Source organism: Candidatus Effluviviaceae Genus I sp. (genome assembly GCA_016867725.1).
Taxonomy (GTDB): Bacteria; Joyebacterota; Joyebacteria; order Joyebacterales; family Joyebacteraceae; genus VGIX01.
This window is the reverse complement of record VGIX01000005.1, coordinates 1-14146: the sequence shown is the minus strand read 5'-3', so window position 1 is coordinate 14146 and position 14146 is coordinate 1. Positions and strand designations below refer to the sequence as shown.

Annotated in this window: 13 protein-coding genes; 7 read left to right on the top strand and 6 right to left on the bottom strand. The window is 69.4% G+C overall.

What is annotated here, in order from left to right; translation table 11 throughout:
• Positions 1-62 precede the first annotated feature (62 nt).
• The gene (locus tag FJY74_02625) at positions 63-1325 is read left to right on the top strand and encodes a glycosyltransferase family 4 protein (GenBank protein ID MBM3307202.1); all 1263 of its coding nucleotides are present in this window, start codon (positions 63-65) and stop codon (positions 1323-1325) included.
• Between the two features lie 7 nt (positions 1326-1332).
• Positions 1333-2682 carry a polysaccharide biosynthesis C-terminal domain-containing protein gene (locus tag FJY74_02620; protein ID MBM3307201.1) on the top strand — a complete coding sequence of 450 codons (1350 nt, stop codon included), beginning with the start codon at positions 1333-1335 and terminating at the stop codon, positions 2680-2682.
• A gap of 30 nt (positions 2683-2712) precedes the next feature.
• Here the strand turns inward: FJY74_02620 and FJY74_02615 are convergent, their stop codons facing one another.
• From FJY74_02615 to FJY74_02590, 6 genes are all read right to left on the bottom strand, one after another.
• Positions 2713-4641 (bottom strand): cache domain-containing protein, encoded by a 1929-nt coding sequence (locus FJY74_02615; GenBank protein ID MBM3307200.1) that lies wholly within the window; start codon positions 4639-4641, stop codon positions 2713-2715.
• Positions 4642-4647: 6 nt separating this feature from the next.
• Positions 4648-6879 carry an NADPH-dependent glutamate synthase gene (gene gltA, locus FJY74_02610; protein ID MBM3307199.1) on the bottom strand — a complete coding sequence of 744 codons (2232 nt, stop codon included), beginning with the start codon at positions 6877-6879 and terminating at the stop codon, positions 4648-4650.
• A 129-nt stretch (positions 6880-7008) separates the two neighbouring features.
• Positions 7009-7428, bottom strand: a complete 420-nt coding sequence (locus FJY74_02605; protein ID MBM3307198.1) for a response regulator — start codon at positions 7426-7428, stop codon at positions 7009-7011.
• A gap of 63 nt (positions 7429-7491) precedes the next feature.
• Complete coding sequence (locus FJY74_02600) at positions 7492-7878, bottom strand: response regulator (protein ID MBM3307197.1); 387 nt, start codon at positions 7876-7878, stop codon at positions 7492-7494.
• A gap of 9 nt (positions 7879-7887) precedes the next feature.
• Entirely contained in the window at positions 7888-8175 is a 288-nt protein-coding gene (locus tag FJY74_02595) for a hypothetical protein (protein MBM3307196.1), read from the bottom strand.
• A 26-nt stretch (positions 8176-8201) separates the two neighbouring features.
• Positions 8202-9329, bottom strand: a complete 1128-nt coding sequence (locus FJY74_02590) for a response regulator (GenBank protein MBM3307195.1) — start codon at positions 9327-9329, stop codon at positions 8202-8204.
• A gap of 234 nt (positions 9330-9563) precedes the next feature.
• Here FJY74_02590 and FJY74_02585 point away from each other — a divergent pair, with 234 nt between their 5' ends.
• The 5 genes from FJY74_02585 to FJY74_02565 all read left to right on the top strand — a co-directional run.
• The gene (locus tag FJY74_02585; GenBank protein ID MBM3307194.1) at positions 9564-10532 is read left to right on the top strand and encodes an oxidoreductase; all 969 of its coding nucleotides are present in this window, start codon (positions 9564-9566) and stop codon (positions 10530-10532) included.
• A gap of 60 nt (positions 10533-10592) precedes the next feature.
• Positions 10593-12062 (top strand): Ni/Fe hydrogenase subunit alpha, encoded by a 1470-nt coding sequence (locus FJY74_02580; GenBank protein ID MBM3307193.1) that lies wholly within the window; start codon positions 10593-10595, stop codon positions 12060-12062.
• A gap of 66 nt (positions 12063-12128) precedes the next feature.
• Positions 12129-12590, top strand: coding sequence for a hydrogenase maturation protease (locus FJY74_02575; protein MBM3307192.1), 462 nt, complete (start codon positions 12129-12131; stop codon positions 12588-12590).
• A 95-nt stretch (positions 12591-12685) separates the two neighbouring features.
• On the top strand, positions 12686-13915 hold the full coding sequence (locus FJY74_02570) for an aminopeptidase P family protein (protein MBM3307191.1): 1230 nt from the start codon (positions 12686-12688) through the stop codon (positions 13913-13915).
• Positions 13916-13950: 35 nt separating this feature from the next.
• Positions 13951-14146: hypothetical protein (locus FJY74_02565; GenBank protein ID MBM3307190.1), on the top strand; the 196-nt coding region annotated here is incomplete at its 3' end.

The window sequence follows — 14146 nt, the reverse complement described above, 5'->3', positions numbered from 1 at the left end:
CCCGTCCCGCGCCGTGCTACGCTTCGCGCCGGTCTCGAGCCGACCGGCGCCTGAGGATGGCCATGGCCCACGGTGCTGCACCTGCCCCGCTGCTGCGCGTTCTCGCCATCTACCCGTGGCCGTCCTTCTGGTCCATGGGGGAGGGGCGGGGCGCAGCGGCGTTCTTCCTCTCCGTCACGAGCTTCCCCGCGCACGGCCACGAGATGCACGTTCTCATGCCCGGGCCGCCCGACGCCCCGGTCGAGGGGGACTACCACGGTGTCCACCTGCACCGTATTGCCACGCGGGCGGACTTCATGCCGGAGCGAGGCAGAAGCCGCGTCGTCCAGCACGCGCGCATCCTCGGCTCCTATGTTCTGTGGCGGCGTCTCGCGCTCCGCGCCGGCCTCGCGCTCGCGGCGCGGGTCCGGCCCGACGTGGTGTTCGGGATGGGCGCGCACAGCGCCCCGGTCGCCCGTTCGATCGCCGCGGCGCGAGGCGTTCCGAACGTGACCAGGCTCTTCGGCACCGGGCTCGGAGAGGTGCTCCACGATCCTGTGAAGCGCGCGCTCCGGTACCCGGAGATCATCGCGTTCAGGACCTCGGCCGACGCCTTCATCATGTGCGACGACGGCTCCGGGGGGGACGAGATCGCTCTGCGCTACGGCGTGCCTGCGGAGCGGCTCGTGTTCCTGCCGGACGGTGTGGACAAGACGAGGTTCGCGGCAGCGCCCGACCGGGACGCCGCCCGCCGAAGCCTGAAGCTCCCGTCCGGCGCGGGCGTTGTCCTCTCGGTGTCGAGGCTCCACCACGAGAAGCGCGTTGACCGGCTGCTTGCCGCCGCCCCGGCCGTGCTCGCGGCCAGGCCGGACACGGCCTTTGTGATCGTGGGGGACGGCGAGGAGGCCCCGCGTCTCCGCGCCATGGCCCGGGACCTCGGCATCGTCGCGAGCGTGACCTTCGCGGGGTCCGTGCCGGTGGACGACCTGCCGACCTTCTACGCGGCGTCCGACCTGTTCGTCACCGTCTCGGAGAGGACCAACGTGCTGAACCCGCTCAACGAGGCGATGATGGCGGGACTCCCCGTGGTCGCGCTCAACACGGGGAGAACGTCCGATGTCGTCCGGGACGGCCAGAACGGCGTTCTCCTCGACCGGCATGACCTCGCCCGGCTGGGGCAGGTGATCGTCGACCTGCTCTCGGGCGGATCAACGCGCGCCGCGCTCGGCGCGCGCGCGAGGGAGGACGCGAACCGGAGGCTTCCGAGCATCGAGGAGCGGCAGGCGAAGGAGGTCGAGGTCGTGCTCGGCGTCGTGCGCGCATCGCGCTCCGCGGGGGCGCGCTAGGAGGGTCATGCAGGAGTCGCTCGAGGACGGCGTCGTGGAACGCGCGGGCAGGTCGGTCCTGCGCCACAGCATCATGACGTTCGGGACGCGGGTCGCGATCGTCCTCGTCAACGTCCCGACCTCGATCCTCATCGCGCGCCTCCTCGGCGTGCAGGGACAGGGCGCCTATTCGTCGAGCGTCATCCTCCCCACGCTGTTCGCGTTCGCGGGGCTCCTCGGCGTCGACTCCGCGCACACCTTCCTCCTGTCGAGGCGGGAGTTCTCCAGGGCGCAGGTGAACGGCCAGAGCCTTCTGCTCGCGGGCGTTCTGGCCGCGGTCATCACGCCGCTCTACCTCGTGTTCCTCCGCTTCTACAACGCGGCCGCCGATCCGGGGCTCAGGTCCGTGCTCACCGTCGGGGCGACGCTCATCCCGGTGCTGCTCGCGAAGTACCTCGCCGTGGCGTTCCTCCTCGGTCTCGAGGACATCAGGCGGTTCAACCTCGCGAACCTGCTGCAGGCCGCCGCGCTGCTCGCGCTCATGGCGGCGAATCTCCTCGTGTTCCGGGGCGGCGTGCGGGGGGCGATCGTCGCATACGCCACGAGCGAGCTGGCGGCGACCGGCGTCGGCGTGGCCGTGGCGTGCCGCGCGGCACACGGGGGACGCCTTGTGGAGCGCCCGCCCCGCGTGCTGCTCCGCCGCTCGCTGGTCTACGGCCTGCAGGGGCACCTGGGTAACATCCTCGTGCTCTTCACGTACCGCTTCGACACCTTTCTCGTGCTGTCCATGGCCGGGCTGCCGGCGCAGGGCCTCTACTCGATCGCCGTGGTCCTCGCCGAGAAGCTCTCGCACATTCCCGAGTCGATCCAGGTCGTGCTCTTCCCGCGGCTGGCCGCGCTTGACGCGAAGGAGGCGAACCGCCTCACCCCGCGCGCGGTGAGGAGCTCGCTGCTTGCGACGACGGTCGCGGCCGTCGCGCTCTGGCTGCTCAGCAGACCGCTCCTTCTCCTCTTTTTCGGCGAGGAGTTCCTGGGCTCGCTGGGAGCGCTGCGCGTCCTGCTGCCCGGCGTCGTCATGCTCTCGGTGGGGAAGATCCTCTCGACGGACTTCTCGGGGCGCGACCGGCGCGTGTACTACACCGTGGGGACGGCGATCGCGTTCGCGATCAACGTCGTCCTCGGCGTGCTGTGGATCCCGCGCTGGGGGATCGTGGGGGCGGCGTGGGCGTCCACCGTCGCGTACACGGTGCAGGCCGCGGTGATGCTCGCGTTCTTCAGGAGGCTGTCCGGCAAGGGCGCCCTCGAGACCGTCGTCCCGGGGCGCGAGGAGGCCGCGGTGTTCCTCGGCCTTCTGCGGAAGGCGCTGGGGCGGCGCTGAGCGCGGTCGGCGCTTCGTGGCCGCACCGTACTACATGGCCGGGGGCGGCGTCTCCTCGATCGGGATCTGCACGAAGAAGGCCGTTCCGCGTCCGACCTCACTCTCCACCCTGATCACCCCGTGGTGCCGCTCCACGATGCCGTAGGCGATCGACAGCCCGAGCCCGGTGCCGCGCCCGACCTCCTTCGTCGTGAAGAAGGGCTCGAAGATCTTGTCGACGTGCTCCGGCGGGATGCCGGGCCCCGTGTCGCGGATCTCGACCTCGATCGCCCTGTTGTTGCCCGTCAGCCGCGTCGCCGTCGTGAGCCTCCCGCTGCCGTTCATCGCCTGCGCCGCGTTCATGATGATGTTCATGAATACCTCCTGTATCTGCGCGGCGTCAATGTTCACGAGCGGGATGCCGGCGCTGTGGTCCTTCACGACCTTGATGCCGTGGAAGAGCGTCTGATGCTCGAGGAGGCCGATCACCTCGTCGATCACGTGGTTGATGTCCGCCTCCGTGCGCTCCGGCTTCGTCTGCCGCGCGAAGTCGAGGAGCCCCTTCACGATCCGCTTGCAGCGGTCGGCCTCGCGCGCGATCTTCTCGACGTTCTCCCGGTTCTCGGGCTTCTGGAGTTCCTCCTTGAGCATGTGGCTGTACATCACGATGCCACCGAGCGGGTTGTTGATCTCGTGCGCGATGCCGGCCGCAAGCTGGCCCAGCGTCGCCAGCTTCTTGCTCTCGGTCATCTTGCGAGCGTTCTCCATCAGTCGCTCGTCGCGCTCGGCGATGGACGAGGCCATGATGTTGAACGCCTCGGCGAGATCGACGAGCTCCCCCGCGGCGTGCGGGTCCACTTCGACCCGCGCGCGCAGGTTCCCCTCCGCGATCTGCCGCGACGCCTCTGCCAGGTGTCGCACGGGACGAAGGATGCCGCCGGCGAGGACGCTCGCGATGAGGAGCGCGAGCGCCATGCCCGCAACACTGACCGCCGCGAACGTGACGACCGTCCGGCGCCGGACGGCGTCGAAGCGGTCGGCGAGCACGCCCACGTAGAGCACACCGACGGTCCTGTCGTCCAGGTCAGCGATGGGGCCGTACGCCGCGATGTACCAGTCGTTCACGACGAACGCCCTGGCGACCCAGCGTTCGCCCGTGCGGAAGACGCGATCGTACACCTCCGCCGAGAGACGCGTCCCCACGGCGCGCGCCCCGTCGTCCGTTCTCACCGTCGTCGCGATGCGGACATCGTCGCAGAAGACGGTGGCGGTTCCGACCCGTCTGCCCTTCCATGTCTCGGTGCCGTAGGCAGTGTTCACGATCTGGTCGACGATGCCGTCGCTCCCGTTGAGGAGATGGCCTCCGTAGAGCAGGCCGAGCACCTCCACCCCTTGGATCACCGGAACGCCGGCCGCGAGGACCATGCCCTCGTCGAGACAGGCGCGGGTCGTCGGTCCGGCCCTGGGCGTCTCGACGACGGGGATGCGCGCTCGCCGGGCGGCGTCGGGCGACTCGACGGCCAGGGCGTCCGCCGGGATGAGCAGCGTGCCCGAGACGTCCTGCCCCGTGCGCAGGATCCTCGACACGACGGGGTGGTCCCGTCGGTCGTCGCCCGCCGAGCCGGGGCTGCCGCCCCGCGCGACGACGCGCCCCCGCGGGTCCGTCATGGTCAGGATGTCCAGGTGGAACTCGCGGGCGCCGTCCGTGAGCGCGGCCGCGAGCGCGGCCCCGTCGCCGCGGGCGAGCGCGGCCACCACGGCGGGCGTCGTGGCGACGCTCCGCACGCGCTCGAGCGTCGCGGCCTCGCGCTCCTCGTAGAGCAGGTATGCCGTGCTGAGGTCGGCCTCGACGCTCCGCTGGACCTGCCTGACGAGGGACCCGCCGAAGAGGCGGGTGCCGACGACGGTGGACAGCACGCCCATCGCGAGCACGACGATCGCGATGCTCGCGGCGAGCTTCGTTCTGATCGTGAAGATCATGGAGTCCTACCAGTCGCCGGACGAGAGGAACGCGTCGATCGCGCGGGCCGCCTTCTTGCCCGCGCCCATCGCGAGGATGACCGTCGCGGCGCCGGTCACGATGTCGCCGCCGGCGAAGACGCCCCGCTTGCTCGTCTTCCCGGTCTCCTCGTCGGCCATGATGTTGCCCCATTTCGTGAGCGCGAGATCCGGCGTCGCGGCCGTCAGAAGAGGGTTCGGGCCCTGGCCGATCGCGACGATCACGACGTCCACCTCGAGCAGGTGCTCGCTGCCCGGTTTCGGCACGGGCTTCCTGCGCCCGCTCGCGTCCGGTTCGCCGAGCTCCATGTCGAGGAGCTCCATCGCCCGGACCCACCCGTCCTCGCTGCCGAGGATGCGCGTGGGGTTCTTGAGCGTCCTGAGGACGATGCCCTCTTCGACGGCGTTCTCCACCTCCTCCCTGCGGGCGGGCATCTCCTTCTCGGACCGCCGGTAGACGATGGACACTTCCTTCGCCCCCAGACGCAGCGCGCACCGCGCGGCGTCCATGGCGACGTTCCCGCCACCGACGACGGCGACGCGTCGCCCGATGCGGATGGGCGTGTCGTACTCGGGGAAGAGGTAGGCCTTCATGAGGTTCGTGCGCGTGAGGAACTCGTTGGCCGAGTAGACGCCGTTCAGGTTCTCGCCCGGAACGCCGAGGAAGTAGGGGAGCCCGGCGCCGGTCCCCACGAAGACGGCGTCGTACCCGTCCGCGAAGAGCGAGTCGAGCGTCCCGAGCTGCCCGACCACGTGGCTCGTGCGGAACTCAACGCCGAGCTTCATGACGTAGTCGCACTCGCTCTGCACGATGCCCTTCGGCAGGCGGAACTCCGGGATGCCGTAGATGAGCACACCGCCCGGCTTGTGGAGCGCCTCGAAGACCGTGACGCCGTGCCCGATCTTCGCGAGCTCGCCCGCGACCGTGAGCCCGGCGGGCCCGGCGCCGACGACGGCGATCCGCTTCCCCGTGGAGGCCGGCATGGACGGCGCGCGGACCTCGCCCTGCGAGAGCTCGTAGTCGGCCGCGAAGCGCTCGAGCCTGCCGATGGCGATGGGCTCACCCTTCTTCGAGAGGACGCACGTGGTCTCGCACTGCTCCTCCTGCGGGCAGACGCGGCCGCAGATCCCCGGGAGGCTGTTCTTCTCCTTGATCTTCCGCACGGCCCCCAGGAAGTCGCCGATGGCGACGAGCCGCACGAACCCCGGGATGTCGATCTCCACCGGGCATCCCGCGACGCACGGCGCCTTCTTGCACTGGAGGCAGCGGAGCGCCTCCTGCTGCGCCATCTCGCGCGCGTAGCCGAGCGCGACCTCCTCGAAGTTGGTCGCCCGCGCGCGGCGGTCCTGCTTCGGCATCTCGACCCGATGCTCCGCCTTGGCGACGGCGTGGTCCTGCGCCGTCAGGAGGCACTCGTGGTGCCACAGCGCGCGGTACTCCTCGCGCTGGTACATCGCCTGGCGCCGCAGGAGCTCGTCGAAGTCCACCTCGTGCGCGTCGAACTCCGGGCCGTCCACGCAGGCGAAGCGCGTCTTCCCGCCGACGCTCACGCGGCAGCAGCCGCACATGCCGGTCGCGTCGATCATCACCGAGTTGAGCGACGCGATCGTCGGGATGCCGTGCGGCCTGGTCGCGTCGGCGACCGCGCGCATCATGACGACCGGGCCGATGGCAACGACGCGCGCGATCCTCTCCCCGCGGCCGATGACCTCGGTGAGCGCGTCGGTGACAAACCCCTTACGGCCGTAGCTGCCGTCGTCCGTCGCGACGACGAGCTCGTCGGACGCCGCGCGCATCTCGTCCTCGAGGATGAGGAGGTCCTTGGTGCGCGCCCCGACGATCGAGATGACCCTGTTGCCCGCGGCCTTGAGAGCGCGGGCGATCGGGAGAACGGGGGCAACGCCGATGCCGCCGCCGATGCAGACGACCATGCCGAAGCGCTCGATCTCGCTCTTCCGGCCGAGCGGGCCGACCACGTCCATGACGGCGTCGCCGGCCTTGAGCATGGCGAGCTTCCGGGTGGACGCCCCGATCGCCTGGAAGACGACCGTGACGAGTCCCGCGCGGGCGTCGCACTCGGCGATCGTGAGCGGGATGCGCTCGGCGTAGTCGTTGGCCCGGAACACGACGAACTGCCCGGGCGCGGCCGACGCGGCGATCTCGGGGCAGAACACGCGAAAGAGCTTGATCTCGGGGGAGAGGTCGTGGACGGCCGCGATCTCGTTCCTTCCGTACGGCGGTGCTACAGGGGGTCGTGTGCCCACCTTGCGTCCCTCGTGCTGATGCGTTGTCGCGGCTGATTGTGAAGGGGAGGCCTCGGGCCGTCCGACGGGGCTCCGAGGCGGCGTCTACGCTTCCGCCTCGGTCCTCCCGGCTCCGGCCGCGGCCAGCAGGCTCTCGATGCGCCGGACCAGCTCGTCGGCCGCGATGGGCTTGTCCGCGAAGTCGTCGGTCTTCATCCAGTAGCCGTCGCGCTCCATCGAGAAGCGGAAGCCCGTCGCCTCGCCGACGGCCGTCAGCATGAGAATGGGGATGTTCTTGTACACGGGATGCGTCTTGAGCTTCCTTGCCAGCGTGAACCCGGAGTCGTGGCGCTCCATCATGAGGTCGAGCACGATCGCGTCGGGCCTGCCGTACTCGACCTTCGTGTAGCCCTCGTCGCTGTTGTACGCGGCCTCGACCTCGTACCCGGCGGTTTCGAGCGCCACCGTGTTCATCTTCACGAAGCCGGGGTTGTCGTCGATGATCAGGATCCTCGCCTTGGCCACCCCTTGTCCTCCATCCGGGCGCGAAGCGCGGCCGCGCACGGCGACCGTCGCCCGCGCGCCCGCCTATCGCGTGAGCTCCTCGATCTTCGCGAGGAGATCCTCGGGGCTTGCGCTCTTGTCCAGGAACGCGTCCGCGTGCATCGCGCTCCTGTCCTCGTCCGAGCGGGGCTTGAAGTCCAGGCCGGTCTCCTGACCGATGGCGGTCATGAGGACCACGGGCAGATCCGGGTACCGCTCCTTGATGGTCCTGCTGACGTTGAAGCCCGAGTCGAAGTGCTCCATCATGACGTCGAGCACAACGATGTCCGGCCGCGCCTTCCCGAGCGCCTCGAGCGCCTCGGCCGCGCTGTACGAAGCCGACACCGTGAGCCCCTTGTTCCTGAGGAAGAGGGAATAGAGCCTGACGAAATCGACGTCGTCGTCCACGATGAGGACGTGCTTGCCTGCCACCGATACCTCCTACCTGTGCTCGAGGACCCGCTTGAGGATCTCCATGAGCATCCCCTCGTTCTCCACCGGGTTCACGGTCGTCGTGACGCGCTTGCCGTCCTTGTAGTAGTGATACTCGACCTGCGTCCCGCACTTGACGTGGCAGTTGAAGAGCTGCCGGAAGGCCTGTTCCGCCTCGCTGAGATCCGCCGTGCCGCCCTCGAAGTACGGGCACAGCGCGTACTCGCCCGGCGAGATCATGCGCTGGCACTCCGGGCAGTACACCTGGATGTGCTTGAATCCGCTGCCCTCCGGCATTGCTCGGTTCTCCTCCCGTGCGGCGTTCAGTCGACGGGCTCGTCCGTCCCGCCGGCGGCTCCGGCGAGGGGAAGCGCGACCGTGAACGTCGTTCCCTCGCCCTCCGTGGACTCCACGGTCACGGCCCCGTGGTGGCCCTCGACGATCTTCCTTACGATGGACAGCCCGAGCCCCGTTCCGGGGATCTCCGCGGTCTTCGAGGACTTCACCCTGAAGAAGTCCTCGAAGACGAAGGGGACGTCGGCCTTCGCGATCCCCATGCCGGTGTCGGACACCGCCACGCGGAGGTTCCCCTGGCCGGCGCCGGTCGACATCGTGACGCTCCCGCCCGGCCTGTTGTACTTGATGGCGTTGGTCACGAGGTTCCTGAAGACGACCTCGAGCGACTCCGCGTGTCCGTCCACGCGGCCGTCGTGGTCCGCCGGCTCGACCCTCAGCGTGATGCACCGCTCGGCGGCGAGCGGGGCGAGGTCGCGCGCGACCTTCTCGAGGATCGGGGCGACCGCGATCTCCGCCATCGCGCCCGTGATGTCGCCGGCGTTGATCCTCGACAGCTGGAGCCAGTCGGCGATGATGTCAAGGAGGCCGGTCAGCGTGCCGTGGGCGCCGCTCAGGAGCTCCTTCGCCGTCGCGTCCACTAACCCCATCTTCCCGCCGACCACGAGGTCGAGGTACTGCTTCACGAGGAGGAGGGGAGAGCGGAGCTCGTGCGCGACGATCGTGATGAAGTACTGCTTCATCCGCTCCTTCTCCTCGCGGAGCGCGACCGTCTCGAGGAGGAGCTTCCGCTGATCGAGCCCCCGGCCGACGATGAGGCGAAGCTCGTCGGGCGTGAACGGCTTCGGGAGGAAGTCGAACGCGCCGTGTTTCATGGCCTCGACCGCGGACTCGATCGTCGCGTAGCCGGTGATCACGATGCACACGAGGTGCTTGTGGGTGTTGAGGAGCTGGTCGAGCACCTCGTAGCCGCTCAGGCCGGGCATCATGAGGTCGAGGAGAACGATGTCGGGCTGGACCTGGTGGGCGAGGTGAAGGCCCTCGAGGCCGTCGACGGCCGTGTGGCAGTCGAAGCCAGCCTTCGTGAGCACCTGGCGGCAGGCGTCGCGGATCGCTTCCTCGTCGTCGACCACCAGCACGGTGTGTCGTTCGGGCATGGCGCCTCGCTCGTCGCGTTCGCGGGTGGCCGCCCCGCCTTGAGTGTGCTTCAGCATCGGCATGCTACTACGCGAACGCCCGTGCTTCAAGCGGAATCCCCGGTGCTTCCCCTTGCGCGGCGCGGAACGCCGATGCTATGCTCGTCGCGTCGGGGCGCCGCCCTGGGAACGACCTGCGGCGGCGCCCGCCATGATGGCAGGTCTGTTCTGCACCTCACGCAGCGGGGGGATCACGTGGCGAAGCCGAAGGTGGCCTTCTACTGGAACGCGTCGTGCGGCGGCTGCGAGGAAGCGGTCGTGGACCTCGCCGAGGACATTCTCAAGGTCGTGGAGGCGGTGGACATCGTCCTGTGGCCGGTCGCCATGGACTTCAAGAAGTCCGACGTCGAGGCGCTCAAGGACGGGGAGATCGCCGTCTCGTTCATCAACGGGGGCGTCAGGACGAGCGAGCAGGAGGAGTGGGCGAAGCTCCTGCGAAGGAAGTCGGGGCTCGTCGTCGCGTTCGGGTCGTGCGCCCACCTCGGCGGCGTCCCCGGGCTTGCCAATCTCACCGACCGGAAGGGCGTCTTCGAGGCCGCGTACGGCTACCTCCCCAGCGTGGACAACCCCGACGGCGTGATGCCTCAGCGCAAGACCCGCGTTCCCGGGGGCGAGCTCGGGCTCCCGGAGTTCTACGACGCGGTCTACGCGCTCGACCAGGTGATCGACGTGGACTACTACCTGCCCGGCTGCGCCCCGCCGCCCGACCTCATCATGGAGGCCGTGACGGCCATCCTCACCGGGAAGCTCCCGCCGAAGGGGAGCGTGCTGGCGCCCGCGAAATCGCTGTGCGACTCGTGCAAGCGCAACGAATCCAAACCCGAGAAGCTCGAGATCGCGAAGCTCAAGCGGCCGCACGAGACGTTCATGGACCCGGAGAAGTGCTTCCTCGCCGAGGGCGTCATCTGCACGGGGCCGGCGACGCGCTCGGGCTGCGGCGAGCGGTGCATCAACGCGAACATGCCCTGCAGGGGCTGCTTCGGGCCGACGGACGAGGTGCGGGACCAGGGCGCGAAGTTCCTGTCGGCGCTCGCGTCCATCATCGCGACGGATGACCCGGCCGAGATGGAGAAGGTGGCCGAGTCCATCCCCGACACGACGGGTCTGTTCTACATGTACAGCCTTCCCGCCTCGCTCCTGACCAGGAAGAAGGCGGCGAAGTAGCGCGGGGCCGCGGGCTCGACGCGGCCGACCAACGGTGCTCGCAGGCGACTCGGAGGGACGATGACGAAGAGAGTCACGATCGATCCCATCACGCGGCTCGAGGGCCACGGCAAGATCGAGATCTTCCTCGACGACAAGGGAGACGTCGCGCAGGCGTACATCCAGGTGCCGGAGCTTCGCGGGTTCGAGAAGTTCTCGGAGGGCAGGATGGCGGAGGAGATGCCGAGGATCACCCCCAAGATCTGCGGCGTCTGCCCGACGGCCCACCACATGGCCTCGACGAAGGCCGTGGACGATCTCTACAAGGTCGAGCCGCCGCGCACGGCGCGCCTCATCCGAGAGCTCGTGTACAACGCCTTCATGCTCGAGGACCACGCGCTGCACTTCTACTTCCTCGGCGGGCCGGACTTCGTCGTGGGGCTCGAGGCCCCCAAGGCCGAGAGGAACATCCTCGGCGTCATCGGGAAGGTAGGGCTCGAGACGGGCGGCAAGGTCATCGACATGCGGAAGCGCGTCCGGAACATCATCACGACGCTCGGCGGACGCGTCATCCACCCGGTGCTCGGGCTCCCGGGCGGCGTGTCGCGCGGCCTCACGCCGGAGAACAGGGAGGAGTTCGCCAAGACCGCGAAGGACGCCGTCGAGTTCGCGAGGTTCTCCCTCGATCTCTTCGGCAGCGTCGTGCTCAAGAACAAGACGTACGTGGACACCATCGTCGGCGACGTCTACAAGCACCGGACGTACTACATGGGGCTCGTGGACGAAGCCAACAAGGTCAGCTTCTACGACGGTGACATCCGCGTGGTGAACCCCAGCGGGAAGGAGTTCGCGAAGTTCCCCGCGCGCGACTACCTCAAGCACGTCGCCGAGCACGTCGAGACCTGGAGCTTCGTGAAGTTCCCCTATCTCAAGGCCGTGGGGTGGAAGGGGTTCGTGGACGGCGAGAAGAGCGGCATCTACCGCGTCGCGCCGCTCGCGCGCCTGAACGCGTCGGACGGCATGGCGACCCCGAAGGCCCAGGCCGAGCACGACCGCATGTACGAGACCCTCGGCGGGAAGCCCGCCCACAACACGCTCGCGTACCACTGGGCGAGGCTCGTCGAGCTCCTGTACGCGGCCGAGCGGATGGTCGAGCTCGTGAAGGACCCCGACATCATGGGGACGGACATCCGGACGCTGCCCACGCAGAAGCCGTCCGAGGGCGTCGGCGTCGTCGAGGCGCCGCGCGGCACGCTCATCCACCACTTCAAATCCGACGAGCGCGGCGTGATCACGCAGGCGAACCTCATCGTGGCGACCGTGAACAACGCGCCCGCCATCTGCATGTCCGTCGAGCGCGCCGCGAAGGGTCTCATCAAGAACGGCAACGTCTCCGACGGTCTGCTGAACATGGTCGAGATGGCGTTCCGCGCGTACGACCCGTGCTTCGCGTGCGCGTCGCACGCGCTGCCGGGGCGGACGCCGCTCGTCGTCGAGATCAGGGGCGCGGACGGGACGCTGATTCGGAGGCTGTCGCAGTTCGTGGACTAGGGCGTCGGAAGACGTCCGCGTGAGGCGCCCCGGCGCGGCCCCGCAAGGCGGCGCCGGGGCGTCTGCTTGACCATGAAGACACTGGTGCTCGGAGTGGGAAGCTCGGTCCTGTCGGACGACGGCGTCGGTCTCGCCGTGGCGCGGGCGCTCGAGTCGCGGGCCGGCGGGCGTGGGGACGTCGAGTTCGCGACGAACGAGGAGGGCGGCTTCACGCTCCTCGAGGACGCGCTGGGGTTCGACCGGCTGGTCGTGATCGACGCGGTCCTGGGAGCCGAGCCCGGCCGCCTGACGCGCCTCGCGCTTCAGGACCTCGCCCCGACCGTGCACTGCGGCGCGCCGCATGGCTTGGACCTTGCAACCGTGCTCGAGTTCGGGCGGCGGCAGGGCCTGGCCGTGCCGCGCGAGGTCGTCGTGTACGCGATCGAGGTCAGGGACGTGAACGCGTTCGGCGAGCGGCTGAGTCCCGAGGTGGAGGCGAGGCTCGGCGAGATCGTCGCGACGATCGAGCGCGAGGTCCTCGGGGCCTAAGGGGGCGGTGGCCCTCGCGGCGCGGCCGCTGTATCATGTGCCGGCGGCGGGGGGCCGCCGAGCGGGACATCACACGACATGAGAGGAGGTCGTCCTTGAAGCGCGACATCGACAGGCTCATGGAGGAGCGCGGCATCGACGCGGCGGTGGTCGTGGGGAAGGTGCTCGGCAACCCGACGATGTTCTACGTCACAAGCGGCGCGAAGCTCAGCCACGCCGTCGTCATCAGGAGGAGGGGCGGCAAGCCCGTGCTCCTGTGCGGCACGATGGAGCGGGAGGAGGCGGAGGCGAGCGGCCTTGAGACCGTCGACACGTCGAAGTACGACTACCGGTCGATGCTCGCGGCCGCGGGCGGCGATTCGCTCAAGGCGACGGTGAGCTACTACCGGGCGATCTTCGACGAGTTCGGCGTCCGGGGTCGCGTCGCGTTCTACGGCGTCGGCGACGTGGGCCGGAACATCGCGCTCTTCCGCGAGCTGGAGAAGGGGCTCCCCGGCGTGACGGTCGCCGGCGAGTTCAAGGACGACATCTTCCTCACGGCGCGCGGCACGAAGGACGGCGACGAGATCGAGCGCATCAAGGGCGTGGGCAGACTCACCTGCGAGGTCGTGAGCCACATGAAGTCGTTCCTCGCGTCGCACCGCGCGAAGGGCGGCGCGCTCGTCAAGGACGACGGCTCTCCGCTCACCATCCGCGACTGCAAGGCGGAGATCCGGACCGCGCTCGCCGCGCGGAAGCTCATCGAGGCCGAGGAGACGATCTTCGCGCTCGGGCGCGACGCCGGCATCCCGCACAGCAGAGGCAACGACGCCGACCCGATCGCGCTCGGGAAGACCATCGTCTGCGACATCTTCCCGCAGGAGCAGGGCGGCGGCTACTTCTTCGACTTCACTCGCACGTTCGTCGTGGGCGAGGCGCCGAAGGAGATCGCCGCGGCCTACCGCGAGCTCGAGGAGTGCTTCGACACGGTCGCCGCGCAGCTCAGGGCGGGCGAGAAGGCGTCGCTGTACCAGACCCTCACGTGCGACTTCTTCGAGAAGCGCGGCCGCGAGACGCTCAGGACGAACCCGCAGGTGCGAAACGGCTACGTGCACAGCCTTGGGCACGGCGTGGGCCTCGAGGTCCACGAGCGCCCGACGCTGGCGGACCTCCCGGGGAACAACGACACGCTCGAACCGGGCGCCGTCTTCACGTTCGAGCCTGGGCTCTACTATCCCGACGAGGGCGGGTGGGGCATGCGGATCGAGGACATCTACCGTGTGACCGACGACGGCCGTATCGAGAACCTCACGAACTACCCGCGCGACCTCGAGCTCCGCGCCTAGGGCCGGCGCCGCGCGCCCGGAGGAGGGCCTCCGGCTTGACCCGTCGCATCGCCACAGAGCCCCCGCGGCCCGCCCGCGGCGACCGCGGGCCCGTCGTGGACTCGCGCGAGCGCATCGAGGGATCCTACGCCTCGTACCTCGCCGACGAGTCGCGGTACGGGCCGGCGTCGTGTGAGCGCATCGTCTTCGCGCGGTCGGAGCAGGAGGTCGCCGACGCGCTCCTGGACGCGG